This is a genomic window from Micromonospora sp. NPDC005237, assembly GCF_040607775.1.
Taxonomy (GTDB): domain Bacteria; phylum Actinomycetota; class Actinomycetes; order Mycobacteriales; family Micromonosporaceae; genus Micromonospora.
In genome coordinates this window covers 60,433-85,259 of record NZ_JBEXHJ010000008.1, presented here as the reverse complement: position 1 = coordinate 85,259, position 24,827 = coordinate 60,433, and the positions used below count along the sequence as shown (strand labels likewise).

At 73.3% G+C, this 24,827-nt stretch carries 28 protein-coding genes and 1 tRNA gene; 14 read left to right on the top strand and 15 right to left on the bottom strand.

Annotated features, from left to right (window positions below; genetic code table 11):
* Positions 1-26 precede the first annotated feature (26 nt).
* Entirely contained in the window at positions 27-779 is a 753-nt protein-coding gene (locus tag ABZT87_RS22300) for a lysophospholipid acyltransferase family protein (RefSeq protein ID WP_354858746.1), read from the top strand.
* Positions 780-810: 31 nt separating this feature from the next.
* On the opposite strand, the gene ABZT87_RS22295 is transcribed toward ABZT87_RS22300, so the two are convergent.
* The 5 genes from ABZT87_RS22295 to ABZT87_RS22275 form a co-directional block, all read right to left on the bottom strand.
* Positions 811-1,524: a hypothetical protein gene (locus ABZT87_RS22295; RefSeq protein ID WP_355066117.1), complete on the bottom strand. Its 714-nt coding sequence runs from the start codon at positions 1,522-1,524 to the stop codon at positions 811-813.
* 71 nt (positions 1,525-1,595) lie between these two features.
* Positions 1,596-2,309 carry a response regulator transcription factor gene (locus tag ABZT87_RS22290; RefSeq protein ID WP_354858750.1) on the bottom strand — a complete coding sequence of 238 codons (714 nt, stop codon included), beginning with the start codon at positions 2,307-2,309 and terminating at the stop codon, positions 1,596-1,598.
* A complete protein-coding gene (locus ABZT87_RS22285) occupies positions 2,282-3,391 on the bottom strand; it encodes a hypothetical protein (protein ID WP_354858816.1) in 1,110 nt (369 codons plus the stop codon). Before ABZT87_RS22285 ends, ABZT87_RS22290 begins: the two co-directional genes overlap by 28 nt.
* A 97-nt stretch (positions 3,392-3,488) precedes the next feature.
* On the bottom strand, positions 3,489-4,667 hold the full coding sequence (locus ABZT87_RS22280; RefSeq protein ID WP_355137870.1) for an ATP-binding protein: 1,179 nt from the start codon (positions 4,665-4,667) through the stop codon (positions 3,489-3,491).
* A gap of 118 nt (positions 4,668-4,785) precedes the next feature.
* Positions 4,786-5,181, bottom strand: a complete 396-nt coding sequence (locus ABZT87_RS22275) for a VOC family protein (protein WP_355066121.1) — start codon at positions 5,179-5,181, stop codon at positions 4,786-4,788.
* A 125-nt stretch (positions 5,182-5,306) separates the two neighbouring features.
* Here ABZT87_RS22275 and ABZT87_RS22270 point away from each other — a divergent pair, with 125 nt between their 5' ends.
* A complete protein-coding gene (locus ABZT87_RS22270) occupies positions 5,307-6,326 on the top strand; it encodes a hypothetical protein (protein ID WP_355137868.1) in 1,020 nt (339 codons plus the stop codon).
* Between the two features lie 12 nt (positions 6,327-6,338).
* Here ABZT87_RS22270 and ABZT87_RS22265 read toward each other — a convergent pair whose 3' ends face one another.
* The 3 genes from ABZT87_RS22265 to ABZT87_RS22255 all read right to left on the bottom strand — a co-directional run bounded on the left by ABZT87_RS22265 (position 6,339) and on the right by ABZT87_RS22255 (position 8,207).
* Positions 6,339-7,232 (bottom strand): septum formation family protein, encoded by an 894-nt coding sequence (locus tag ABZT87_RS22265; RefSeq protein WP_355137866.1) that lies wholly within the window; start codon positions 7,230-7,232, stop codon positions 6,339-6,341.
* A 369-nt stretch (positions 7,233-7,601) separates the two neighbouring features.
* A complete protein-coding gene (locus ABZT87_RS22260) occupies positions 7,602-7,793 on the bottom strand; it encodes a hypothetical protein (protein WP_355137864.1) in 192 nt (63 codons plus the stop codon).
* 33 nt (positions 7,794-7,826) lie between these two features.
* Positions 7,827-8,207, bottom strand: a complete 381-nt coding sequence (locus tag ABZT87_RS22255) for a VOC family protein (protein ID WP_355066220.1) — start codon at positions 8,205-8,207, stop codon at positions 7,827-7,829.
* 278 nt (positions 8,208-8,485) lie between these two features.
* Between ABZT87_RS22255 and ABZT87_RS22250 the strand changes: the two genes are divergently transcribed.
* On the top strand, positions 8,486-9,076 hold the full coding sequence (locus ABZT87_RS22250; protein WP_355137862.1) for a hypothetical protein: 591 nt from the start codon (positions 8,486-8,488) through the stop codon (positions 9,074-9,076).
* An 11-nt stretch (positions 9,077-9,087) separates the two neighbouring features.
* Here ABZT87_RS22250 and ABZT87_RS22245 read toward each other — a convergent pair whose 3' ends face one another.
* Entirely contained in the window at positions 9,088-9,627 is a 540-nt protein-coding gene (locus ABZT87_RS22245; protein WP_355137860.1) for a hypothetical protein, read from the bottom strand.
* A gap of 175 nt (positions 9,628-9,802) precedes the next feature.
* On the opposite strand from ABZT87_RS22245, the gene ABZT87_RS22240 reads away from it, so the two are divergent.
* Positions 9,803-10,036, top strand: a complete 234-nt coding sequence (locus ABZT87_RS22240; protein WP_355137858.1) for a GntR family transcriptional regulator — start codon at positions 9,803-9,805, stop codon at positions 10,034-10,036.
* Positions 10,037-10,190: 154 nt separating this feature from the next.
* Here ABZT87_RS22240 and ABZT87_RS22235 read toward each other — a convergent pair whose 3' ends face one another.
* Positions 10,191-10,538, bottom strand: a complete 348-nt coding sequence (locus ABZT87_RS22235; protein ID WP_355137857.1) for a hypothetical protein — start codon at positions 10,536-10,538, stop codon at positions 10,191-10,193.
* Positions 10,539-10,750: 212 nt separating this feature from the next.
* On the opposite strand from ABZT87_RS22235, the gene ABZT87_RS22230 reads away from it, so the two are divergent.
* A complete protein-coding gene (locus ABZT87_RS22230; protein ID WP_355137855.1) occupies positions 10,751-11,173 on the top strand; it encodes a hypothetical protein in 423 nt (140 codons plus the stop codon).
* Between the two features lie 3 nt (positions 11,174-11,176).
* Here ABZT87_RS22230 and ABZT87_RS22225 read toward each other — a convergent pair.
* Positions 11,177-11,252: transfer RNA gene (locus ABZT87_RS22225), tRNA-Arg, on the bottom strand.
* Positions 11,253-11,409: 157 nt separating this feature from the next.
* Between ABZT87_RS22225 and ABZT87_RS22220 the strand changes: the two genes are divergently transcribed.
* Complete coding sequence (locus ABZT87_RS22220) at positions 11,410-12,105, top strand: hypothetical protein (RefSeq protein ID WP_355137853.1); 696 nt, start codon at positions 11,410-11,412, stop codon at positions 12,103-12,105.
* 25 nt (positions 12,106-12,130) lie between these two features.
* On the opposite strand, the gene ABZT87_RS22215 is transcribed toward ABZT87_RS22220, so the two are convergent.
* Together ABZT87_RS22215 and ABZT87_RS22210 are read right to left on the bottom strand one after the other, a co-directional pair.
* A complete protein-coding gene (locus ABZT87_RS22215) occupies positions 12,131-13,183 on the bottom strand; it encodes an alpha/beta hydrolase (RefSeq protein ID WP_355137851.1) in 1,053 nt (350 codons plus the stop codon).
* Positions 13,184-13,280: 97 nt separating this feature from the next.
* Positions 13,281-13,721: an HPF/RaiA family ribosome-associated protein gene (locus ABZT87_RS22210; RefSeq protein WP_354858779.1), complete on the bottom strand. Its 441-nt coding sequence runs from the start codon at positions 13,719-13,721 to the stop codon at positions 13,281-13,283.
* A gap of 304 nt (positions 13,722-14,025) precedes the next feature.
* Between ABZT87_RS22210 and ABZT87_RS22205 the strand changes: the two genes are divergently transcribed.
* The 3 genes from ABZT87_RS22205 (at position 14,026) to ABZT87_RS22195 (ending at position 17,712) form a co-directional block, all read left to right on the top strand.
* Positions 14,026-14,802, top strand: a complete 777-nt coding sequence (locus ABZT87_RS22205; protein ID WP_355137849.1) for a single-stranded DNA-binding protein — start codon at positions 14,026-14,028, stop codon at positions 14,800-14,802.
* 214 nt (positions 14,803-15,016) lie between these two features.
* A complete protein-coding gene (locus ABZT87_RS22200) occupies positions 15,017-16,174 on the top strand; it encodes a cobalamin biosynthesis protein (protein ID WP_355137847.1) in 1,158 nt (385 codons plus the stop codon).
* Positions 16,171-17,712, top strand: coding sequence for a cobyric acid synthase (locus ABZT87_RS22195; protein WP_354858787.1), 1,542 nt, complete (start codon positions 16,171-16,173; stop codon positions 17,710-17,712). The genes ABZT87_RS22200 and ABZT87_RS22195 overlap by 4 nt, the downstream gene beginning before the upstream one ends.
* 10 nt (positions 17,713-17,722) lie before the next feature.
* Here the strand turns inward: ABZT87_RS22195 and ABZT87_RS22190 are convergent, their stop codons facing one another.
* On the bottom strand, positions 17,723-18,124 hold the full coding sequence (locus tag ABZT87_RS22190) for a rhodanese-like domain-containing protein (protein WP_354858820.1): 402 nt from the start codon (positions 18,122-18,124) through the stop codon (positions 17,723-17,725).
* Positions 18,125-18,591: 467 nt separating this feature from the next.
* On the opposite strand from ABZT87_RS22190, the gene ABZT87_RS22185 reads away from it, so the two are divergent.
* From ABZT87_RS22185 to ABZT87_RS22165, 5 genes are all read left to right on the top strand, one after another.
* Positions 18,592-19,254, top strand: a complete 663-nt coding sequence (locus ABZT87_RS22185) for a hypothetical protein (RefSeq protein ID WP_355138225.1) — start codon at positions 18,592-18,594, stop codon at positions 19,252-19,254.
* A 68-nt stretch (positions 19,255-19,322) separates the two neighbouring features.
* Positions 19,323-20,468: a M48 family metallopeptidase gene (locus ABZT87_RS22180; protein ID WP_355137845.1), complete on the top strand. Its 1,146-nt coding sequence runs from the start codon at positions 19,323-19,325 to the stop codon at positions 20,466-20,468.
* A 36-nt stretch (positions 20,469-20,504) separates the two neighbouring features.
* A complete protein-coding gene (locus ABZT87_RS22175) occupies positions 20,505-21,848 on the top strand; it encodes a dipeptidase (protein WP_355138223.1) in 1,344 nt (447 codons plus the stop codon).
* 77 nt (positions 21,849-21,925) lie between these two features.
* Complete coding sequence (locus tag ABZT87_RS22170) at positions 21,926-22,132, top strand: hypothetical protein (protein ID WP_007464240.1); 207 nt, start codon at positions 21,926-21,928, stop codon at positions 22,130-22,132.
* 88 nt (positions 22,133-22,220) lie between these two features.
* Entirely contained in the window at positions 22,221-23,813 is a 1,593-nt protein-coding gene (locus ABZT87_RS22165; protein WP_354858828.1) for an ATP-dependent DNA ligase, read from the top strand.
* Between the two features lie 43 nt (positions 23,814-23,856).
* Here the strand turns inward: ABZT87_RS22165 and ABZT87_RS22160 are convergent, their stop codons facing one another.
* Positions 23,857-24,678: an SURF1 family protein gene (locus ABZT87_RS22160; RefSeq protein WP_355066154.1), complete on the bottom strand. Its 822-nt coding sequence runs from the start codon at positions 24,676-24,678 to the stop codon at positions 23,857-23,859.
* Positions 24,679-24,827: the final 149 nt, after the last annotated feature.

The window sequence follows — 24,827 nt, the reverse complement described above, 5'->3', positions numbered from 1 at the left end:
CCAGCCGGGCAGGGTAGATTCTGCGGATGCCGGAGCTCGTTTACCCGCCCGTTATCGCCGCCGCCAAGACAATGTTCCGGGTCCTCGACCTGAAGATCACCATCGAGGGCGCTCACCACGTACCCCGCACCGGCGGGGCGGTGTTGGCCAGCAACCACGTCAGCTACCTCGACTTCATCTTCGCCGGGCTGGGTGCGAACGCGTCGGGTCGGCTGGTGCGGTTCATGGCCAAGCAGTCGGTCTTCACGCACCGGATCTCCGGCCCGCTGATGCGCGGCATGCGCCACATCCCGGTGGACCGGCAGGCCGGCGCCGCCTCGTTCCGCTCGGCGGTCGACGCGCTCAAGCGCGGCGAGGTGGTGGGCGTCTTCCCGGAGGCCACGATCAGCCGGTCGTTCACGGTCAAGGAACTCAAGAGCGGCACCGTGCGGATGGCCCGTTCGGCGAAGGTGCCGGTGCTGCCGGTCGCGCTGTGGGGCACCCAGCGGCTCTGGACGAAGGGCCGCCCGCGCACCCTCACCCGCCGGCACACACCCATCACCATCCTGATCGGCGAGCCGATCCACCCGGCGGACTTCCCGGACCCGAACGTGCTGGCCGCCGAGCTGACCACCCGGCTGAGCGCGCTCGTCGAGCGGGCCCAGCGCGAGTACCCGGACGCGCCGGCCGGCCCGGAGGACACCTGGTGGCTCCCGGCGCACCTCGGTGGCACCGCGCCGACCCCGGAGGAGGCCGCCGCGCTGGACGCCGTCGGCGAGGAGCGCACCCCGAGCGTCTGAGAATGATCAAGACCGGCCGCGCGGACCGGCTTCACCAACGCCCGGACGCCGCGCCGCCTGCGAAACCGTCCCAGGAGGTCGGCTCCGGTCCCGAGCGGTAGTAGTCGTCGCGGGAGCGGAACTCCACCGGCAGCGAGCCGGGCAGGGTGATCCGGGTTTCCCCGGCGGCCAGCGCGGGGCCGGCCCGCAGCAGCAGAACGTCGCGCTCCTGTGCGGAGAGGTCCACGAGTTGCGGGCGGGTGAGCCGGAACATGGCCGCCGCCCGGCGCACCTGCCGGGCCAGCGCGATGATCTCACCCGGTGACCCGCCGAGGGCCAGCGCCGGCTGCTGGATGGTGCGCAACGCGTCGCAGACGATCATGAGCTGCGCCGGATCGGTGCGAGGAAGCTCCAGCCGGGACGGCCACTGCCAGCGGATCTGGCCGGTCATCAGACCGGTCAGCCGCCCCGCCGGCCGGGACCGCGGGGTGTCGTCGTCGACCAGGGACAGCTGCGAGCCGGTGCCCACCCAGCAGATCCGCTGGTCGGTGACGGTCACCGAGACCGGCCCGGGAAGCTGCCAGCCGCGTCGTGTCTCGGTCGGCCCGAGCAGGTAGCCAGCGACGAGCAGCCGGTGTCTGCCGAGCACCTTCTCGCCGGGCAGCGGGCGCATGTCGTAACGCCGGTCGAGGGTCGGGCCCACGTCGTCGTCCGGCGCGTCGAACCGGTGTGGGCCGATGAAAAAGGGGGACGCGTCGGCGTGCATCGTCACGACCTCCCGGTCAGCTGGCTGTGGGTTGAGCCTCGCCGATGCGCCGGCCGCTGTCATGACGCCCGTTAGGGGGTCGGCCGGTCGTGCGTCGCCTGTGACCGGTAGATGCCGATCTCCTCCGGGCGGACGAGCCCGTCCTCGATCGCACGGGCGAGCAGAGCGGCCTTTGTGGCTGCCGGCCGCCCCGCCCGGGTGTACTTGATCCGCGCGCGGTCCACATACTGCTTCACGGTGTGTTCGCTGATCTGCATGCGACGGGCCACCGACGCCTTCGACATCGACTGGAACCAGAGCAGCAGCGCCTCTCGCTCCTTGTCGGACAGCATCGGCCGGTCCGGCCTCGGGTCGCCGACCATCGCGCCGGCGAGCGCCGGCGGCACGTACGGGCGGTCGCTCGCCGCGGCCAACACGGTCGCCACGCAGTGCTCCCGGCCCTCGTGCTTGGCCAGGAATGCCACCGCTCCGGCGTCCAGCGCGGCGAGCATCGTCTCCGGGTCGGTGTGCTCCGAGTAGACCACCACCCGTCGCCCCGTGGCACTCAACTCGGCCAGCTTGTCCAGTGCCATCCGGCCGTGCAGCCGCAGGTCGAGCAGGACGACGTCGGCGTCCGGCGCGGCGCGCAGCACCTCGTCCGGGTCGTCCCCGGTGGCCAGCACGGTCAGTCGCGGCTCGCTGGCGAGCCAGGCGCGCACTCCCTCGACGACCACCGGGTGGTCGTCGACGATCGACACCCCGACCAGCCGGTCACCGGTCACCCCAACCACCGGGTCTGCGCCCATCTGATGTCCCCGTCCCGTTCGTAGAGGTGCTGCACCGGCCCGTCCTCGTGCTCCCCGGGCGGAGGGCCGGTCGCGTCCGGCCCCTCCCGGTCCGGTGTGACCAGACTGACCACCACCTCGCCGGGGCCGGACACCACTGTCAGACGCGCCCACCCCCGGGCGTCGGCGAGCAGGCCGGTGAGCGGGTCGGCCAGCCGGCGGCGGATCTGAACCGGCAGCGGCGGTGGGGTGCCGATGGCGATCAGGTCGATCGGCAGCCCGTTGCGTTCGGCCAGGTCGGCGGCGGCCCGCAGCTCGTGCAGCAACGGGTCGGGCACGTCGTCGGACTCGGCGATCAGGCGGCGCAGCCGGGCCGCGGCCAGCACGCAGCGGCGCTGCGCCTCCGGGTCGTCCGGGGCGATCTCGCCGGCGGCCAGTTCGCCGAGCACCCGTCCGGCCGCCGCGCCGACCAGGGCGAGCCGGTCACGGCGTTCCTGCCGGCCCCGCTCGGCGGCCGCCCGCTCGGCGGAGAGCGTGTGCAGCGTGGCAGCCGCGGCGGCCCGGTCCCGGGCCAGGCCGACGATCACCGCGCTGCCGACGAAGACCGCCACCGGCAGCGAGAAGGTGCCGTAGACGTACATGGTGTAGCGGGCCAGGTCGGCCGGGCCGGGGCCGTGCGCGAGGACGGCGGCGAGCGCGATCAACGCGTGCGTGGTCAGCAGCGCGACCAGACCGCTGACCCGCCGACCCCACAGCGCCAGCACGAAGAACCAGCCGAGCGTGCCCCACACCCAGTTCGCGGCGGCGAACAGTTGCCGTTCGCCGACCGCGGCGAAGACGGCCGCGTCGACGGCGAGCAGCAGCCCGGCGAGCGGCCAGGGCGGCAGCGGCGCGCCCCGCAGCAGCCGGACGCCGGCCACCGCCCCGGTCACGGCGACCAGGATCCAACCGCCGAGCACCACCGTCGGCGCGGTGAACTGGGTCCGCGTCGCCAGCACCGCCGGCAGTCCGATCGCGACATGCCAGGCCAGCGCGATGGCGACGGCGACGATCCGGGCACCCCGGTCGGAGGCGTGCGCCACCGCGGCCGGCGCGGCGAGCACCGCGGGCTCGGGCGGCGTGGGCCCGTCGGCCGGGCCGGGCGGCGGCCCCGGGATGGGCGCCTCGCGGGTGCGGGTGCGCTCCGCCGAGGCGCCGAGGTCAGCCGACACCGGGCCACTCCAGTCGGATCCGGGTGCCCGCACCGGGCGCGGAGCGCACCTCGGCTCGCCCACCGACCGCCGCCATCCGACCGTGGATCGACTCGCGCAGCCCGTACCGGTGCGCGGGGACGGTGTCCGGATCGAAGCCGGGGCCGTCGTCGACCACCTCGACCACGACGGAGACCGCGTCGCGGGTCAGCCGCAGCGTGGCCCGCGCGCCCGGCGCGTGCCGGACCACGTTGGACAGTGCCGCGTGGGCGCTCTCGGTGATCGCGTCGGCCACCCCGGCGGGCACCGCGCAGGAGGCCAGCTCCAGGCCCACCGGCAGTTCGGGCAGCCGGTCGGGCACCGTCCGCAACCGACCGTCGAGGGGAACCGGGCCGTCGCCGGGCACCGGGCCGAGGTCGGTCAACGCGACGAGAGTACGCAGGTCGGCGGCGCACCGGTCGCGGAACGCGGCCGACGGGCCGGCCACCGCGCCGAGCCCCACCATGGTCAGCGTGCCGAGCACGGTGTCGTGCAGGTCCCGATTCTGTTGGCGCTCCGCCTCCCGGGCGGCCCGGGCGACCAACGCCTCCCGGGTCAACCGCTGGTGCTCGGCGAACGCCCGGTCGGCCCGCCCGATCCGGCGGCGCATCACGGCCGCCATCATCGCCGTGCAGGCCGTCTGCACCAGCAGGGTGGCGGCGTGCGCCCGGGACTCGGCGGGGTTGCCGGCCGCCTGCGTGCCCACCACGTAGGTGGCGGTGACCAGCAGCCCGGCCGGGACGGACCAGCGGGCCGGTGCGGTGGCCTGCGCGTTGATCACCGTGGTGCTGGCGAGCACCGCGATCCAACTGCCCTCGCCGGGCAGCACCTCGGGCGCCACCAGGCGAGGGACGAGCAGACAGGCCAGCGCGGTGAGCCCGACGTCACCGGCGACCAGTGCCGGGGTGATCCCGTGGCGCACCGCGCGGCCGGCGTACCAGAGCGACCAGCCGGTGAGCGCGGCCACGCCGGGCAGCAGCAGGGCCTCATCGACCGGCGGGGTACGCACCGACAGCGCCACCGCGGCGCCGACCAACCCGCACGTCAGCCGCAGCAGCGCCGGAAATGTGGTGAAGATGAGGCTCAACGCCCCGCCGGCCGGGCTGTCCAGGACGGGCGGTGGCACGGTCGGGGCGGCAGTCGCCGGCATCGGGAGCTGTCCTTCCGACAACGACCCGGTCCGGGTCCGCGCGGCATAGATCGACATCGGAGAATAGCATGGCGGACGGTGAGCGTTCACCCACCGTGCGCATGGTGTCGCCTTCTCGTCACTCTGCGCTGCGGGGCTGGATCAGGTCCCACCGATTGCCGTACAGATCGACGAAGACCGCCACCGAGCCGTACGCCTCGTGCCGTGGCTCCTCCAGGAACCGCACCCCGGCCGCGACCATCCGGGCGTGGTCCCGGGCGAAGTCCTCGGTGTGCAGGAACAGCCCGACCCGGCCGCCGGTCTGGTCGCCCACCCGCGCCTGCTGCTCGGCGCTGCTCGGTCGGGCCAGCAGCAGCGCCGTCTCCCGGGCCCCCACCGGGCGCACCACCACCCAGCGCGAGCCGTCCGGGCGGGCCGTGTCCTCCACCAGCTCGAAGCCGAGGCCGCCCACGTAGAAGTCGATCGCCTCGTCGTACTCGCGTACCAGTACCGCGACCAGTCCCAGATGTGCCATCAGGCCATCATGCCGACGGATGCGCCGACCCCGGCGGGCGGCGTCGGCCATGGTCGGCGACGTCACGCGGGAACCCCGCCGGACGGCCGCCCGTCTCATCCGGCGGTAGAGAGGTGGTGAGCGGGATGCGCTCGGGCGGAACGACACTGGTGGCGGCGCTGCTCGGCCTGGGGTTGTGCGGGCTGGTAATGGCAGGCTGCGCGGGCACGGTCAACACGCCGAACGATCCCGGCCCGGCCGAGATCGTCGAGAAGTGGACCTCCTGCGCCCAGGTCGCGCCGCAGGCAGGCGTCGTGCTGCCCGTACCGCCAGGGTCGGACGGGCCCGCGGCGCCGACGCCGGCCGGGGTCGAGCCGCGCGTCGGACGGATCGACCCGGCGTTCACCCCGGTCGCCGCAGTGCTGTGCGGCCGCGACGTCGTGCCGGGGGCCGCTGGTGGCCGGGAGGAGGTGGCCACCGAGCGCCGCGCTGGCGACATCGGCCCGCTGGTCGCCGCGCTGGGACTGGCCGACGAGGAACGGGGTCGGGGGGACATCGCCTGCACGGCCGACATGCTCGTCCCGCCCTGGCTGGCGCTGCTCGACGACAAGGGTCGGTGGCTGCGGCCGTACCTGCCGACGGACGTCTGCGGCAAGCCGCGCCCGGAGGTGCGCGCGGCGTTGGACGGGCTGCGCCCGACCACTGTCGACAGCCGTACGGTCGGGCTTGTCGAATCGTCGGCGGCCGAGACCGCCGGCTGTGAGCAGCGGTGGTCCGACATGGTGTGGGTGGAGACCACCCTCGGACGTCCCGGGCGTGTCGTGCCCGGCGCGACTCCGAAGGCCGGGCCGCTGCGCCTCTGCGTCTACGAGGTGCCGCCGTCCGAGCGGGGCGGCGGCAAACCGGCAGGTGACTTCGTGTACGGCGGGCCGCTGCCACCCGAGCGGCAGGCGAAGGTGCTCCCGGCGCTGGCCACCACCCGGCCGGCGGCCGACTGTGCCACCCCGGCGTCCCGCTTCGCGGTGCTCCGGTCCCTGGACGGCGGTGGGCCCGAGTGGTACGTCGAACTCGACGCCTGCCGGCGCTTCCTGGTCGTGGCACCGCCCGGCGGGACTCAACTCGGGCAGGGCGACGCCGCGTTGGCAGGGCTGCTGGGGCCGAGCTGAGCGTGTGCCGGCTCAGCCGATCGGCAGCGCCTTCGTGCCACCGCCGGCGATCGAGCGCTTGACGTTGGTGCCGCCGGACCAGAAGTAGCAGCGCACACCCCGGTCGCCGCGCGCCCACAGCTCCTGCGAGGGGAAGCGGTACGCGGTGCCGGTGCGGTAGCGCAGGCTGGCGTCGACGGGCACCTTGGCGTAGCGGGCGACAAGCGTACGGCAGGCGGGGTGGACCGCGTCCTCGTCGCGCACGGCGTCGGCGTAGGAGCGATCCGGGGCGGTCCAGACGCCGACGAACTCGTACTGGTGCCCGGCCGTGCAGGCGGCCGGCCGCAGTCGGCCCCACTCGTCCTCGTTCATGCAGCCGTACGTCAGCGGCGAACGGCTGCCGACCGCGTTGCGCAGCGTCCCGGACCGGTGGATGGCCCGGTCGGAGTCGCCGTTGGCGCCGTCCACCTCGTCCAGCTCGAAGATGTCGCACCGGTAGGAGCGGCTGCCACCCGCCCACCCGTCCGGCGAGGTCGGCGCGACCTGGACGGAGAGCCGCGCGGTGCGCCAGTCCCCGCCGACGAACTCCTTGGCCCGGGTGTCGCAGTCGGCGAAGACGCCACGCATGGCCGCCGACTCCACGGTGGGTGGGGTGCTGCGCGCGGCCAGGGCGCCGGTGAAGATGCCGACGTGGAACGTCTCGACCAGGTGGGTCTTCGCGCAGTCGACGGGGGAGTAGCTGCTCAGGTACGAGCTCGCCTCGGGGATGACGTGGCACTCGCCAGCCTTCGGGGTGAACTGCTGCGCCGCCGCCATCGGTCGCCAGTCGTCGGACAGGTCACCGTCCGTGCCGGCCGGCGTGCCGCAGCCCGCCAGCGCCACCGTGAGGAACGCAGCCGCGAGCGCTGCCCTGCCGTACCGTCGCATGTGTTTCTCCCCGTGGCCCCCGTGTGGACGCGCGCAGCATATGGCACCGGTGCGACGGGTCGGCATCCGCTTCCGGCGCGGGTTCGATCCGGTCGATCCCGCTGCCCCGGCCGTGCCCCCCCGGCCCGGTCGGACACCTAGACGAGTAATTCCTAACCTTTGCTGGGGCGGTGGGCGCAGCCGGCGGCCGGCCGTGACCCTCGGTCAGCTCCGTGGGGGCGGATGCGGTCGTAAGCGGTATACCTCAGAGTCATATCCATACCTCTGAGGTATACCGCTCAACAGCACATCGATACGGCGGGCAGCCAAGCGGATGACCAGCGCCCTTCGCCGCAGCCCCAGCCCCGTCTTGAGTGAGGACTTATTCGTCTAGGCCGTGACCGGCACGCCGTCGGCCCGCAGACGGTCGGCCTCCGACGACACGTGCCAGCGGTACGCCACCGAGCCGCCGGCCAGGCCCAACCCGGGCAGCAGCATGGCCAGCGCCAGCAGCAGCATCTGCATGCGCGGACGCAGGCCGATCGGAGCGGGTGCCGGCGCCTGACGCCGTCGCTTTGCCACCGGGCCATCGTCCACCGCTGGCGCAACCTGCTCTCAGAGTTGCTGGACGATCTGGATCGGGTTGCCGTCGGGGTCGGCCGTCCAGGCGATCAGCAGGCGGTCGAGCCACCGGTGCGGCGCAGCCAGGGAGGGTGCGCCGTTCGCGGTGAGGGCGGCGTACGCGCCAGCGGTGTCGTCGGTCCAGAGGACCACCGCGGCCCGCTGCCCCTGCGGCACGGGGTCGAGGCCGTGGTCGTCGCGCGTGGAGGCCACCGAGGCGATGCCGATCTTGTAGCCGTCGAGCGCGAGATCGATGTGGATCGGCTCGCCCTCGGTCGGCACCCGGAAGGTCTCGGTGAAGCCCAGGCCGGCGTAGAACTCGGCGGCTCGGCGGACGTCCTCGCTGAAGAGGATCACCTGAGGAGTCCGGAACATCGACACGCGGCGACGCTATCAGCGCAGCCGCTGCCCGCGAGCCCGTCCGGGTCACCGCCGTGGTCGGCGACGGTCTGCACCCACCTGATCATCCCGCTCAGCGTGTCCGCCATTGTCGAGTGGGCGCTCGGAGGCAGGCACTGCTGTACGGATGGCTGCACAGCCCTCAGGATGCGATTGTGCTCGCCGAACCAACGATGCTTCTCGTCCACAGCCCGCTTCTCACCGCAGCGACATGGGATGCCCTGCGTCCGCATCTCGAAGCGGCGGGGTGGCGTGTGGAAGTGCTGGACCTTCGCCCCCTCGTCGAGTCGACGTCCTTTCACGCGGCGGTCTGCACGGCGGCTGCCACCGTCACTCCTGGTGCGCACACCGTCGTCGTCGGCCACAGCCGCGCGGGCGCGTACCTGCCGGGCATCGCCGACGCGGTTGGCAGTGACCAGCTCGACGTCGTCTTCATGGATGCCCGCCTGCCACACCCGGGCACGAGCTGGATCGGATCACTGCCGGCAGAACGGGCCACCTGGCTGCGAGAGATGGCGGTGTCGGGTCGGCTGCCACCGTGGGGCACCTGGTTGCCCACGGCCTCCCTGGCCGATGTCCTGCCCGACCCCGAACAGCGGCGACGGGTGCTGGACGGCATACCTGAACTGCCGTGGCAGGTCGTCTCCGAGGTGCTGCCCACGCCGGGCGAGGCATGGGGCTCCGCCCGACACATCTACCTCCAGCTGAGCGCCGCGTACCAGTCCACGGCAGAGCAGGCGGAGGAACATGGGTACCGGGTCCGGAGCCTGGACGCCCATCACCTGGCGATGGTCACGCACCCCGCAGCGGTGGCGGATCTGCTCCTGTCGGCGTTGCATCCGTAGGCGGCGATTGCTCAACCCCACCACTGTCGACCTGTGGTGTGGTGGGTGCGCCGCCCTGCCCTGGTCAGGTCGAGCAGATTGGCCAGGCGGTACCGCAACACCCGCGTCTGCCGGACCGAGAGAAGCAGCCGGGTTGCCATGCGGTCCTCCAGGCGCACCATCGGCTCAGCGGCCTGGTGCAGGGCCTGTACCAGGACCGCTTGCACGGTGATCGCCTCCGGCCGGTCGGTCTCCACGCCGAGGATGCGGGAGTGGTGCTGACCCCGACTCTCACAATCGTCCCGGTCGCACCAGCGCGGATGCGTCAGACCGGCCGGGGCATCGGCAAGGGTGCCGGTCGGGAAGACGAACGTATGGCCGCAGGACCGTACGACGTCCGGTGCCATGCCGATCAGGTGGGCCTCCAAACCGGCGCGGGCGACGGCGGCCGTCGCGCGGATGGTGTGGTCAACACAGGTGTACGCGCAAGCGTCCAAAGAGTCCGCGCTGTACAGCTCGATGCGGATCGTCGCGGGTTCTGGGCAGGCGGGCAGGATCGGTAGGGTGCTCACGGGTCGCCTCCTTGCTAGGCGATCAAGGCCCTCGATCGGCGTGGCTGCGCTGGTCGAGGGCCGCCTCTGTTGGGCCCTCACAAACGTACAGGCTCTAGACGTCTAGTTACTAGACGTCTAGAGCCTGAACATCCCTGAACACGTACAGATCATGTGCGTGTCTAGGCTGCCGCCCATGACGAGCCCGCTCAACAACATGCCGCTCTACCGGCAGTTGGCTGACCTGCTCGCCCAGCAGATCGAAGAGGGCAAGCTCCGCCCTGGACAGCCGTTGCCGAGCGAACTCCACTTGCAACAGACGTACGGCGTGGCCCGAGGAACCGTCCGCATGGCGATGCGCGAGCTGCGCGAGCGTGGCCTGGTCGTCACCGTGCACGCGCGAGGCACCTTCGTAGCCGAGCAAGGCTAACCGCACCTGACGTCGTGGGGCCGGCCTGCGGTTCGTAGCGCTGCTCGGGACCCGTCCGACACTCGTCGACTTGTCCGACTTCTTGCTCGGGCAAGCTCGCACTTGCCCGAGGTCTTCCGCGCAGCCGTCAGCGCACGGGCGAACAGGCCACGCTTCACGCCTGGTCGAGGGAGGGCGGGTTTTGATGCACAGGCTCTGTGCTTGGCGATGAGTTGTCAGCCGAGCCGAGCACGATGTCGCCGGACGCTTCAACCAGGTCAACGAAACGACGCAGGATGGGCCAGGGGACGTCGCCAGTACCAGCGTTGAACATCACTTCGCTCGCCGGGCGCGGTGTGAACGGCCCATCGTCCGGCGTTGCATCGGGAATCGTGACGGTGATGTACGGCCCGGTTCCGGGTGCTCCGGTCAGCCCGACCAGCTCGTACTGCCACGCGTCGTCGGGCAGGCTGTAGTACGAGTTGACCTCGTACAGCTTGCCGTCGTGATCCCAGACTTCCACCGGAGCAGAATCACACATGCTCGACAGGCGAGGTCGTGAATATCCGGCCTGAGGCCGCCAGTAGGCGGGCCCCTGTACGTCTCCGTCTGTACCCAGCGGTCCGACGATTGTTGTCAACGGTTGCTCAGCTAGCGCTTCCTGTCCCGGCACCTGCAGCGATTGATACCGCCGGGGTAAGCGTTTACTCGCCCATCGAGCCGCTGGACCAGGAGGTGGTCGTCTTCGTGCCAGATCGTCTCGCCGGGATGCACGAGGACCGGTCGGTCCAGTACGAAGTGGCGCCAGTGATCGATCAGCGTGAGGCGGTCGGCCTGCTCGCGCAACATGGCTCCCTCCTCCTGGCCGTGCTTATGCTCAACATTATCGGCCAGCCGACAGGCGAGCTGCGCGGCCGCCGAGGGGTTCATCACCACACTGATCAGACCCTCGCCCTTTTCCGCGCGCATCGTCGGCAGCAAGCCGCGGATGGGTTGGCGGCGGCTGCCGGCCTGGACTGGTGCGGCTGCGAGGTCTGCGGCACGCCTGCGCGACGTTCCTGCTCGTCTCCGGGCCATGCCATGCCATGCCCGGGCGTGATGAAGGTGCTCGGGCACAGCCAGATCGGGTTGGCGAGGAACACCTACGACCTGCGGTGAGGTTGGTGCGCCCGGCAGGATTCGAACCTGCGGCCTTGGGATTAGAAGTCCCCTGCTCTATCCGCTGAGCTACGGGCGCGCGGTGTGGAGTCGCGCCCAGAGGGTACCGCCGTCCGGCTGCCCGACGACGAAAAGGGTGCCCGCGTCCACGTTGCCGAGCAGGGTCTCACGGAGTGCACCCGCCCGGCATCCGGGTTCCCACGAGGAGGCCGGCCGTCGGCCCGTACCCTCGGCTGGTGTTGCTGGACCCCGACGCCGAGAGCGGCGTCGCCTACGAGCTGTGCCAGGTCGTCGGCCGCGCCATCCTGCCCTACCGCACGTCCGACGCCTACGGCACCGCCTTCTTCTTCCAGGGCGGCGACGACCCGGTGGGGGAGGCGCTGCTGACGGCGGCCGACCTGGTCGGCCCTGCGGGCGGTGAGCTGGGCCTGCGGGCGAGCGTCACCGAGCCGGCCGGCGTCGCCCCGGACGTCATCGCGGAGGGCGAAATCGCGCCCGGCTGGGCGCGCTTCCCGGGCGACGGGGTCGCGGTGCTGCCGACCGCCGGCCTGCACCGGTACGCCGGCGACGGCGGCTGGCGATGGCGCGTGCAGCCGGTGCCGGCGGGGATCGCCGCCGGGCCCGAGGCCGTCGCCCGCCTCGGCGCCGACGCCAGTTCCGCTTTCGTGCTGGCCCATGGGGTACGCGAAGACGCCTCGCGCCCGCTAGAGGTCGGGATCGAGCGCGTGGTCCGCGACGGGGACGACGTGCGGATCACCACGGAACTGCCATCGGGGTACGTCGGGGCGCCCGTCTTCGTCGTGCAGGCCGACGCCACCGGCGAGGTCTCGCTGTACTGCCTGGGCCTGGTGCTGCCCGGCGTCGACGGTCACCCGGTGGCGACCTTCGACCGGATCCAGGCCGTCTTGTCGGCCGCGCACGGCGACGCCTGAACCCGGCTCGCCTCGCTGGGACGGGTCAGTCGCCGAGCGCTGTCGCCTCGGCGCGATCGGTCGTCGGAGGCCGGCTCTGCGGCAACCCGGGCGCGTCGGTGGCGGGGACGGATTCGGCCGGGGCGGTGGGGCCGGCGGCCAGGAACGCCTCGGCCCAGCGGCCGACCTCGTCGAAAACCTTTGCGCGTACGGCGGGGCCGGAGAGCGTGAGGTCGTGCAACCCGCCGTCGAAGCGGGCCAGGGTGACGTGCCGGCCGAGGCGGGGCGCGTACCGCACCATGTGTTCGACGTCCAGCACGGCGTCGGCCAGGGTCGCGTTGTCGTGCCACTTGGTGCCCCGGAAGGAGCGGGTCGAGCAGGCCAGCAGCACCGGCACCGGGATGTCCAGGCCGGCGCGCAGCCGGCGTTGACCGGCGCGGATCGCGTTCAGCCAGCCGGCGCGCACCGGGAACCCGGCCAGCGGCTTCCACGCCAGGTCGTAGGTCCACTCGCCGCGGTGGTCGGCGTGCAGGCTCTCGCCGTACACCGTGCCCAGGCCGAACGGCAGGATGCGGTGCGGCGCCCTGCGGCCCAGCCGGGAGACGGCGGCCGCGAGGGGTCGACGGACCGCCCAGGGGGCGTTGAGGTCGAAGAAGGGGCTGTTGAGGACCAGGCCGTCGACGGTGCCGGTGTCGCGGCGGGCATCCGCCCAGAGCGAGATGATCAGGCCGCCGGTGGAGTGGCCCATCGCCAGCAGGGTGTCGTGCCCGTCGTCGGAGCGAATGATCTCGGCGGCGGCGTCCAGCTCGGGGAAGTAGTCGCTGATGTCGCGGCAGAAGTTCGGCGTCTGGTGCGCGAGCAGGCTGCGGCCGTACTTGCGCAGGTCGAGGGCGTAGAAGTCCCAGCCGCGCTCGGCGAAGAAGTCGGCCAGGTGGGTCTGGAAGAAGTAGTCGACGAAGCCGTGCACGTAGAGCACCGCCCGCCCGGTGGGGCGCTCGGCCCGCCGCCGGACCAGGGTCGCGACAACGGGGCCTTCGTCGTCGGTGCCCAGGTCGATCGTCTGCCGCTCGTACGGCGGCCCCAACACGTCCGGTTCCACGAACGCGACGGTACGCCGGCAAGCTACCCGGCGGTAGCCCCACGCTGCCTGCCCCGACCGGCCGTGCCTCCCGGCCGGGGCATGACAGGGGTACGCGTCAGGCCGTCTCGGCGTCGGCGCGGCTCGGGTCGGCGGCGGGCAGCGCGTCCGACTCGTCGGTCGGGTCGACCTCGCCCTGCGGCTGCGGGATGTCCCGCAGGTGCTTGTTGTGCCGGGGCTCCTGCCGGGTCTTGGCGTCGTTGAGCCGCCGGCGCAGGTCATCGCGGACGTCGTTGAGGGCGGCGTGCAGGTCCTCCTCGGCGGAGGTGGTGACGATCTTCTGCCGGCCGGCGATCCAGCACTCCAGGGTGACCTTCTGGCCCCGGGCCTCCCGGTCCTTCACCGACACCTCAAGCTCGGTGGCGTCGGCGTGGAAGCCGGCCAGCCGGGCGTCGAGGGTGGCGAACTGCTCGGCGATCCAGTTGCGGTCGCCCTGGGAGAACCCCGCACCCACCCGCAGGCACTCGCCCACGGTCGCCGGGTTCGCCACGGCGCTCATCGCCGCACCTCGGAAACGGTTGCGGAGCCGAAAGTAGTGATCGTCATGGCGCTGACCTCTCGTCGACGTGGAGCTTGTCGGTGGTGCGTTGATCAAATCCATACCCAGTTCGGGCGGCTCCGGAACCGTCGGCGCCCGGACAGGTGGGTCGGCCGTACCACATCGGGGGTGTGATCAGGGCGTTGTCCACAGGTGGCCTCGTCATCCACAGGCCGGGGTGGTGGCGCTGGCGGCAGCCGACGAGAGCGCACAGGCTCGGTGCCGAGTCGACTCGCTGGCAGACCCCGGATCCCCTGGAGGGACGATGTTCGACACGTACGTCACGATTGTCGGCAACATTCTGACCGCGCCCGAGTGGCGGCGTACGACCCAGAGCAACACCCTGGTGGCCAACTTCAAGGTCGCCTCCACCGCCCGCCGGCTCGACCGCGACAGCGGTCGGTGGGTCGACGGCAACTCCCTGCGCGTCCGCGTCAACTGCTGGCGCAAGCTCGCCGAGGGCGTGGCCGCCTCGGTGATGGTCGGCGACCCGGTGGTGGTCTGCGGCCGGCTCTACACCCGCGACTGGACCGACGACGCGGGCAACCACCGCACCCTCTACGAGCTGGAGGCGGTCGCCGTCGGCCACGACCTGTCCCGGGGGCGGGCCCGCTTCCTGCGCAACCGGCCGACCATGACCACCAGCACCGTCGAGGACGCGGCCATCGAGAGCCGCGTGCACGGCGAGCCCACCGAACCGGTGCCCGACGAGCAGGCACCGGTGCTGCGCGACGACCGCCCGCTCGACGACGACTTCGAGTTGCCTGAGTACGGCTCGCTGCGTACCAGTCCGCTGGGCCACGGCCCGCTCGACGACGTCTCCCTCGAGGGCGGTGACTCTCTCGACGACGGCTTTCCCGGCGGCGGCGATGGGCACGCGGCCCTCGACGACGAGCTGACCCTCGCGGTGAGCGCGGACGACTCCGACCTGGAGGGCGACCCCGACGACGAGTTGGGCCCGGTGCCCGAGGAGGGCCGGCCGGAGGCTCCGCCGTCCGGTCGGGCGCGGCGGGGCCGGGGGCGGGTTCCGCAGCCGGCGTGACGGTTCGCATCCGGCCGGAGTCGGTGTGACAGTTCGGCCCGGTCGCCTGAGGTTGGTGTCGGCGACGGTGAGCGCCGGCGGCACGACGGGGGCGGGGTGGCGACGCGACCGGCGTCGTCACCCCGCGTGACGGAGGTGGGGTTCGATGGAGCACGGCGGCCGCGGCTGGCGCCCGGGTTGCTCGTCTAGGCTGGCCGGCCGGGGGGTGGTACGCGTGCGACGGACAGCGCCGGTGGCGAACGCGGTGGGCCTGGTGGCCGGTTACGCGCTGGACAGGCTGTTCGGCGACCCTCGCCGGTGGCATCCGGTCGCCGGGTTCGGCCAGGTGGCGGGCGCTCTGGAGAGTCGCCTCCACCGGCCGGACCGGACGGCCGGCGCGGTGTTCACGGCGCTGGCCGTCGGTGGGCCCGTGGTGCTCGGGGCGGTCGCCGCGGCGGCCACCCGGCACCGGCCGGTGAGCCGTGCGGTGCTCGTCGCCGCCGGCACCTGGACCGTGCTGGGCGGCCGTACTCTCCGACACGAGGCCGCCGTCATGGGCCGAACGCTTCGTGACGGTGACCTGCCCGCCGCCCGACGGCGCCTCGGCAACCTCTGCGGCCGGGACCCCTCGACCCTTGACGAATCGGAGTTGGCCCGGGCCACCGTCGAGTCGGTCGCGGAGAACACCTCCGACGCGGTGGTCGCCCCGCTGGTCTGGGGTGCGGTCGCCGGCCTGCCCGGGCTGCTGGGCTACCGCGCCGCCAACACCCTCGACGCCATGGTCGGGCACCGATCGGAGCGTTACGCGCGGTTCGGCACCCCGGCCGCCCGGCTGGACGACCTGCTCAACCTGGTGCCGTCCCGGCTGACCGGGCTCCTCACCATCGCCGTCGCGCCGGTCGCGAACGGCGATCGGAAGCAGGCCTGGCGGGTGTGGCGACGGGACCGCAACGATCACCCGAGCCCCAACGCCGGCCAGTGCGAAGCGGCGATGGCCGGCGCGCTCGGCGTCCGCCTCGGTGGCCGCAACAGGTACTTCGGGCGCTCCGAGGTCCGCCCGTTCCTGGGCGACGGCCCCCGTCCCGAGGCACGACACCTCAAGCGAGCAGCCCGCATCTCCGGCGCTGTCGGCCTGGCCGCACTCGGGCTGGCGGCCGCGTACCCGGTGACCGTCGGCCGCCTGGCCGGCGCCGTCGCCCGTCGGAGTCTGCGGGCCGTCGCGGCCGGGCCCGGGAGCCGCCTGCTGTCCGGCGGGGCCGGGAGCGGCCTGCTGTCCGGCGGGGCCGGGAGCGGCTTGCGGATGGCTGGGCGGAACGGCCGCCTGCTGTCCGGCGGGGTCGGGTCGGAGCGGGGCCTGTTCCACGGTGCGGCGCGGCGGGTGAGCGGGCGGTGAGCGGCGGGCTGCTGGTCGCCGGCACCACCTCGGACGCCGGCAAGAGCGTGCTCACCGCCGGCATCTGCCGATGGCTGCACCGGCAGGGCGTGAAGGTGGCGCCGTTCAAGGCGCAGAACATGTCGAACAACTCGGCCGTCGTGGTCGGGCCGGACGGGCGTGGCGGCGAGATCGGCCGCGCGCAGGCCATGCAGGCCGCCGCCTGCGGGCTCGCCCCGGACCTGCGCTTCAACCCGGTGCTGCTCAAGCCCGGCAGCGACCTGGCCAGCCAGGTGGTTCTCCTCGGTACGGCGGTCGACACGATCACCGCCGGCACCTTCCGGCAGGTGCGGCCGCGGCTCGCCGAGACCGCGTACGCGGCGCTGGCCGAGCTGCGGGCCGCGTACGACGTGGTGATCTGTGAGGGTGCCGGGAGCCCGGCGGAGATCAACCTGCGGGCCGGGGACTACGTGAACATGGGGCTCGCGCGGCACGCCAACCTGCCCGCCATCGTGGTCGGCGACATCGACCGGGGCGGGGTCTTCGCCTCGATGTTCGGCACGGTGGCCCTGCTCGACCCAGCGGACCAGGCGCTCATCGCCGGCTTCGTGATCAACAAGTTCCGCGGCGACCTCGGCCTGCTCCAGCCCGGGCTGGACATGCTGCGTCAGGTGACCGGCCGTCCCACGTACGGGGTGCTGCCCTGGTCGCTCGACCTCTGGCTGGACGCGGAGGACTCGCTCGCCTACGGCCGGGTGCTCGGCCGCCCCGCCGCACCGCACGGCACCGACTGGTTGGACGTGGCGGTCGTCCGACTGCCCCGGATCAGCAACGCCACCGACGTGGAAGCGCTGGCCACCGAGCCGGGCGTGCGCGTACGCCTCACCGTCGAGCCGGCCGAACTGGCCGCCGCCGACCTGATCGTCCTGCCCGGCTCGAAGTCGACAGTCGCGGACCTCACCTGGCTACGCGAGACCGGCCTCGCCGACGCGGTGACCAGACACGTGGCAGCCGGTAAGCCGCTGCTCGGCCTCTGTGGCGGCTTCCAGATGCTCGGCCGGGCCATCCACGACCCGGTCGAGAGCCGGCAGGGCAGCGTGCCCGGGCTCGGCCTGCTGCCCATCGAGATCACCTTCGATCCGCGCAAGACCGTCCGGCAGTCGGTCGGCACCGGCCCCGGCGACGTGGCGGTCCGCGGCTACGAGATCCACCACGGGTACGTCTCACAGACCGACCCCGCCCTGACCCCGTTGCTGACCGGGGCCGACGGCGACGGTGAGGGCGCGGTGCTCGGCGCGGTGCACGGTACGCACTGGCACGGGGCGTTCGAGTCCGACGGGTTCCGCCGCTGGTTCCTCACCGAGGCCGCCCGGCTGGCGGGTCGTACCGGGTTCCGGGTCGCGCCGGGCACCAGCTTCGCGGCAGCCCGGGAAGGCTCGCTCGACCTGCTCGGCGACCTCGTCGAGGAGCACCTGGACACCGACGCCCTCTGGCGCCTCATCGAGAGCGGCGCACCCCCCGGTCTTCCCTTCATCCCACCCGGCGCCCCGCAGCTCTGAGCAGGGCGGTTCAGGGCCGGATGTCGGCGGGGCGGTCCGTGGTGGGCAGGCCGGCGGCCAGCCACGCGTCGACGCCGCCGATCATGTCGGTGGCCCGGCGCAGGCCGAGGGTCTGGAGGCTGGCGGCGGCCAGGCTGGAGCTGTAGCCCTGGCGGCACACCACCACGATCTCCCGGTCGTAGGCGGTGGCCTCCGGGATGCGCCAGGCGCTGGCCGGATCGAGCCGCCATTCCAGCACCGTGCGGTCGATGACGACGGCGCCGGGCAGGTCGCCCTGTTCGCGGCGCTGTGCGTCGGTACGGGTGTCGACCAGCAGAGCGCCACCGCGGACCGCCTCGACGGTCTGCTGTGGAGTCAATCGGTGCAGCCCGGCGCGGGCCTGTTCGAGGAGGGCGTCAATGCCGGGGCTCATCACGTCTCGGAGCACCACCCGATCATGCCGACTCGGGTACCAAACCGCGCGGCGAACGGGCCGCCCGTCACCCGTCGCCCGCCCCAAATCCCCCGGTCGTGAGAATGACCGGCCCGGGGCGTCAGCCGGACGTGTCACCCCACCGAAACCGGCGTGATCGACTCGGTTTCCGTGATGTCGGGGTGTGCTGGCCGACGGGATACCCCGACATCAATGAGGCCGAGTTGATCTGGGCGGTGAACCCCCGTTGCCGGGGTGTGAGCGGGGCATACTTCGGTCGTGCACGACTCGTCACCAGAGGGCTTGCCCACAGGGGCCCGTAGCGGCGCGGCCCCGACCGCACGGGGCCGGCACGGGATGAGGGCGGGGCTCAGGGCGGGAACGAGGGCGTAGACGAGGGCGGGGCCGCGGGCGTGGACGGGGCTGAGGGCAGGGCTCAGGGCGGGAACCAGGGCGTAGACGAGGGCGTGGACGTCGGCGGGTCGACCGAGCGATCCGCCGCGCCGGTGCCGACGGTGGTGGTCGTCGAGGCGTACGCCGAGTTGGCCCGTCGGGTGCTCGCGGGCCCGGCGCGGTTGGGGCGGACCCGGCTGGTCGCGGTGGACGGGCCGAGCGGCGCGGGCAAGAGCCGGTTCGCCGCGCACCTCGCGGACGCCCTGGCGGCGCTGCCCGGCGGGCGCCCGCCGGTGGTGCACACCGACGACCTGCTCGACGGCTGGGACGACCAGCTCACCTTCTGGCCTCGTCTCGACACCGAGGTGCTGACCCCGCTGCGCCAGGAAGAGCCGGGCGCGTACCGGCGCTACAGCTGGGTGCGGCGGTGCTTCCTACCCCGCCCGGTGCCGGTGCCGGTGACGCCGGTGCTGATCGTGGAGGGGGTCAGCGCGGCCCGTGCCGTCGTCCGGCCGGAGCTGACCCTCGCCGTCTTCGTCACCGCGCCCGCGCCGCTGCGGCTGGCCCGTGCGGTCGAGCGGGACGGGCCGGAGATCCTGCCCGAGCTGCGCCGCTGGCATACCGGGGAGCGGGCGCACTTCGCCGCCGACGACACCGCGGCGCGCGCCGACCTGGTGGTCCACGGTGCGCCGACGCTGCCGCTGGACGCGTCCCGGTACTACGTGCGGATCCGCTGACCGGGCATGGACGCCGGCCACCCGCTGCGGCACGATGCGAGGAGTCACGGCGAAACGGGGGCCCCATCATGACGGCAGCGGACGCGCCGGCGCGGCGCCGGATCACCCTCACCGGCATCAGCTCGCGGGCCTGGGAGCATCCGGCCGACCGGGGCGCCCTGGTCGCGCTGCGTGAGCTGCGTGGTTTCGACGACGTGGTGCGGGCGTTCTTCGGCATGTGGAACGAGCGGGGTTTCCGGCTGTCGGTGCTGGCGTCCGGCATCCGCGTCGATCACCGGCAGTATCCGGCGGTGTGGCAGCGCTACACCGAGGCCGCGGCGGCGCTCGACGTCGCCGAGCTGCCCGAGCTGTACGTGACGCAGTCGCCCTGGCTGGGCGCCGAGGCGGTGGGTCTGGACCGGCCGTTCATCGTGCTGAACTCCGCGTGTGTGCAGCAGCTCGACGAGGACGAGCTGCGCTGCCTGCTCGGCCACGAGTTGGGGCACGTGGGCAGCGGGCACGCGGTCTACAAGACCATGCTCATGATCCTCACCCGGTGGGCGGCCAACCTGAGCTGGTTGCCGGTGGGCGCGTTCGCGCTGCGGGCGATCATCGCGGCGATGCTGGAGTGGTGGCGCAAGGCGGAGCTGTCCGCCGACCGGGCCGGCCTGCTCGCCGGGCAGGACCCGGCCGCCGCGCTGCGGCTGCTGATGAAGCTCGCGGGCGGCGGCGACCTGTCGCAGATCGACACGACCGCCTTCCTGGAGCAGGCCGCCGAGTACGCCGGCGGCGGCGACCTGCGCGACAGCCTGCACAAGATCCGGATGACGGCGTGGAGCACGCACCCGGCGCCGGTGGCGAGGGCCGCGCAGTTGCGGCAGTGGATCGACTCCGGGGCGTACGGGCGGGTGCTGTCCGGGGACTATCCGCGCCGCGACGACGACGCCTCGACAAGCGTCTCGGAGGAGATCAAGGCCGCTGCCGAGTCGTACCGGGAGGAGTTCAGCCGTTCCACCGACCCGCTGGTCGGGTTGCTGCGCCGCCTCGGCGACGGCGCCAGCGACGTCGGCGGGTGGGTGGGCGGCACGGCCGGTCGGGCCCGCTCCTGGATGGACGCCGCCACCGAGGCCGCCGGCCGCGCGCACCGCGCCGGCCGGGCCGCCCCGGGCGCGCGGGCGGGTTCCGGCCCGGCGGGCGGCGGTGACGGTACGGGCTCGGCCAACACGCCTGGGTAAGGCCGGCATACGATTCCGGTCATGACCTCACCGATCATGTCCGAGTCCGAGGTGCGGGCCGCCGTCGAGCGGGAGATGCCCGGCGTACGCGCCGACCTGGAACGCCTCGTCCGCATCCCCGGCATCGCCTTCGAAGGCTTCGACCACTCACACGTGGAGCGTTCCGCCGAGGCGGTCGCCGAGCTGCTGCGCGGCTGCGGCCTGGACGTCGACATCGTGCGCTCCGGCGGGCAGCCCGCGGTGATCGGCCGTCGGGCCGCCCCACCCGGTGCGCCCACCGTGCTGCTCTACGCCCACCACGACGTGCAGCCGGTCGGTGACCGGTCGCTGTGGGAGTCCGACCCGTTCGAACCGGTCGAGCGCGACGGCCGCCTGTACGCCCGGGGCGCGGCCGACGACAAGGCCGGCATCATGGCGCACGTCGCGGCGCTGCGCGCGTACGGGGACGCGCTGCCGGTCGGCGTGGTGCTGTTCATCGAGGGCGAGGAGGAGTACGGCTCCGACTCGCTGGAGCAACTGCTGATCGAGCACCGCGACGAGATCGCCTCGGACGTCATCGTGATCGCCGACTCCGGCAACTGGGACATCGGCGTACCGGCGCTGACCACCTCGCTGCGCGGCGTCGTCAACTGCTTCGTCGAGGTCCGCACGCTGGACCACGCCGTGCACAGCGGCATGTTCGGGGGTGTCGTCCCGGACGCGCTCACCGCGCTGGTCCGCCTGTTGGCAACCCTGCACGACGACGCCGGTGACATGGCGGTGGACGGGCTGGTCAGCCGGGAGGGCGCTGCCGTCGACTACCCCGAGGACCGGATGCGGGCTGAGTCCGGACTGGCCGAGGGTGTCCAGTTCATCGGCACCGGCCGGCTCACCGACCGGGTCTGGACGAAGCCGGCGGTGTCGGTGCTCGGCATCGACGCGCCGTCCACCGGCGAGGCGCCGAACGCCCTGGTCCCGGCCGCGAAGGCGAAGCTCAACGTCCGTCTCGCGCCGGGAGACGACCCGAAGCGGGCGTACGCGGCGGTGCGCGCCCACCTGGAGAAGCACGCGCCGTGGGGCGCCCAGGTGACCGTCACTCTGGAGCACGACGGCGACCCGTGCGTGATCGACGCGTCCGGGCCGATGTTCGACGCCGCCCGCTCGGCGTTCCGCGCCGCCTGGGACGGCACCGACCCGGTCGACATCGGCATCGGCGGTTCGATCCCGTTCATCGCCACGTTCCAGGAGATGTTCCCGGATGCGGCGATCCTGGTGACCGGTGTGGAGGACCCGCACGCCCGCGCGCACGGCCCGAACGAGAGCCTGCACCTCGGCGAGTTCGCCAAGGTCTGCCTCGCCGAGGCGCTGCTGCTGGGCAAGGTGGCCGCGGCAAGCAGTTAGATGTCGGAACGACAACTTTGCGTCTGATCTGGGAGTTTGCGGCGTGTCGCCGGGCGGCTTGTTATAGCCTTTCGAACATGAGTACGAACGAGGTGATGGCCCGGTTGGGGGCCGCCGTCAGCGCACTGGGGGACGTCGACGTCTCCGCGTGGTCCGAGGACACGCTCAACGACCAGCTCGGTGAGCTGTCCGCCGCCCTGGTCGCCCTCGACTCGGTGCTCTCCCGGGTCGCCGGCGAGGTCCGCGCCCGAGGGTTGCGCATCGAGGAGCCCGTCTCCGCCTGATTCCCGCCGCCCCCTCGTGGGCTGCGGCACCGCGCCGACACCGCCCGGGCACGGCAATGCCCGGGCGGTGTCGGAGGTGGCTGGCAGGATGGGCTTCGTGCGGTTCATCGACCTGGCGGCCACCTCCGCCGCCGTGGGCGCCACCAGCGGCCGGCGGGCCAAGGTGGAGCTGCTCGCCGACGCGCTGCGCCGGCTCGACCCGGCCGAGGTGGAGCCCGGCGCCGGCTATCTCGCCGGTGAGCTGCGCCAGCGGCAGACCGGCGTGGGCTACGCGAGTCTGCGTGACCTGCCGCCACCGGCCACCGAGCCGACGCTGACCGTGGCCGCCGTCGACGCGGCCATCGAGCAGATCGCCGCCGTGCAGGGCGCCGGGTCGCAGGCCCGGCGCCGGGCTCTGCTCGGCGGCCTCTACGCGGCGGCCACCGCCGACGAGCAACGGCTGCTCACCGGCCTGTTCGGCGGTGAGCTGCGCCAGGGCGCCCAGGCCGGGCTGCTCGCCGACGCCGTGGCCCGGGCCGCCGAGGTGCCGGTGGCGACCGTCCGTCGGGCCCTGCTGCTCGCCGGTGACCTGCGTGCCGTGGCGGTGGCCGCGCTGGCCGGCGGCGAGGCCGAGCTGGCCGGGTTCGGCCTGCGGGTCGGCCGGCCGCTGGCGCCGATGCTCGCGCAGAGCGCTCCCTCGGTCGACGAGGCGCTGGCCGCGACCGGCACGCCGGCGGTGGTCGACGTGAAGCTCGACGGCATCCGCATCCAGGTGCACCGCTCCGGCGCCGACATCGCCGTGTTCACCCGCAGCCTCGACGAGATCACCAACCGGGTGCCCGAGGTGGTCGCGGCGGTTCGCGCCCTGCCGGGCCGGGAGCTGGTGCTCGACGGCGAGGCGATCGGCCTGGACGAGACGGGCCGTCCGCTGCCGTTCCAGCAGACCTCCAGCCGGGCCGCCCGGCGCACCACACCGAGCACCACCGGGCGGACTCCGGTCGCCCCGGCGGTGCTCGCGGCCGCCGCCAGCACCGGCGCGACGGTGCTCACTCCGTACTTCTTCGACCTGCTGCACCTCGACGGCCAGGATCTGATCGACCTGCCCGGCCGGGAGCGGTGGGCCGCGCTCGCCGGCGCGGTGGACGCGTCGCTGCTGGTGGGGCGCATGGAGGTCGACGGCCCGGAGCAGGCCGGCGCGGCGTTCGCCGCCGCGCTCGACGCCGGCCAGGAGGGCGTGGTGGTCAAGGCACCGGACGCCCCCTACGACGCCGGCCGGCGCGGCGCCGCCTGGGTCAAGGTCAAGCCACGGCACACCCTCGACCTGGTGGTGCTCGCCGTCGAGTGGGGCAGCGGCCGGCGCAAGGGCTGGCTGTCCAACCTGCATCTGGGCGCCCGTGACCCGCGTACTGGCGACTTCGTGATGCTCGGCAAGACGTTCAAGGGGCTCACCGACGAGCTGCTGCGCTGGCAGACCGAGCGGTTCCTCGACCTCGCGGTGGAGCGCGGCGACTGGGTGGTCCGGGTCCGCCCGGAGCAGGTGGTGGAGATCGCTTTCGACGGGGTGCAGACGAGCACCCGCTATCCGGGTGGGATGGCTCTGCGGTTCGCTCGCGTGGTGCGCTACCGCGACGACAAGTCCGCCGCCGAGGCGGACACCATCGACGCGGTCCGCGCCATCCACGCCGGTCGGCTGAGCGGTTGACGGGCCACGCCGGCCCTCGTGTCGCGCCGGGCCGGCCGCCCGCTCAGGCGGACGCGCTCGGCGTCGGCTCGGCCGCCCGGTCCAGCGGGGCGGTCGCGCTGTCGAGCCCGGCGGCCCGGCGTGCCTCGCGTCGGGCCACCCAGCCGTAGCCGAAGAGCGCCATCGCGGCGAAGAGCCACCACTGCACGACGTAGCCGAAGTTCTGCCAGTTGTTGGTGTGCCCGACCGGCACGGCCTTGAACGCCCCGTCGGCGGCCGGGGTCTGGTCGTCCAGCAGCAGGTAGCCGCCGTAGACCGGGTAGGGCAGCTCGCGGGCCAGGCGCGGTACGGCGATCCGCCGCGTCTCCAGCCGGCCGTCGCGGCGGTCCACCGTGCCGGCGCCGCTCTCGGTCTCGTGCACCCGGCCGCTGACCGTCACGTCGCCGCCCGGCGGGGCGGGCACCGACGGCTGGGCGGTCGCCCCGCCCGGCGCGGGCGGGATCCAGCCCCGGTCCACCAGCAGCGCGCTGCCGTCGGGGAGCACCAGCGGGGTGAGCACCTCGAAGCCGACCCGGCTGTCGACCGTCCGACCACGGACCAGGACGGTGTTCGACGGGTCGTACCGGCCGGTGGCGGTGATCCGGGTCCAGACCTTGTCCTTCGCGGGGGCCGGGCCGGCGGTCCCGGGGCCGCCGGTGGGCGCGCGGAACGCGTCGGCCAGGGGCGCCGGGGCCATCCGCTCGCCCGCGTCGATCCGCTCGTTGATCTCGGTACGGCCCCGGTATCGGTCCAGCTGCCAGTTGCCCAGCCACACCATGACGGCGGCGGCGACCAGGGTCAGCGCGAGGGCGCCCAACCAGCGTGGGCTCAGCAGGAACCGGTACACGGCACCGAGGCTACCCGTATGACCGGGGCCACTCACCGCGACCGGGCCGGGACGGTCCGCCGACCCCCGGTTGGCGGTGCTCGCCCGTCGGACCGGACGGGTATCGTCACGCCGACGGATCGACCTCCTCGGTTGTCCGTCGCGTACCC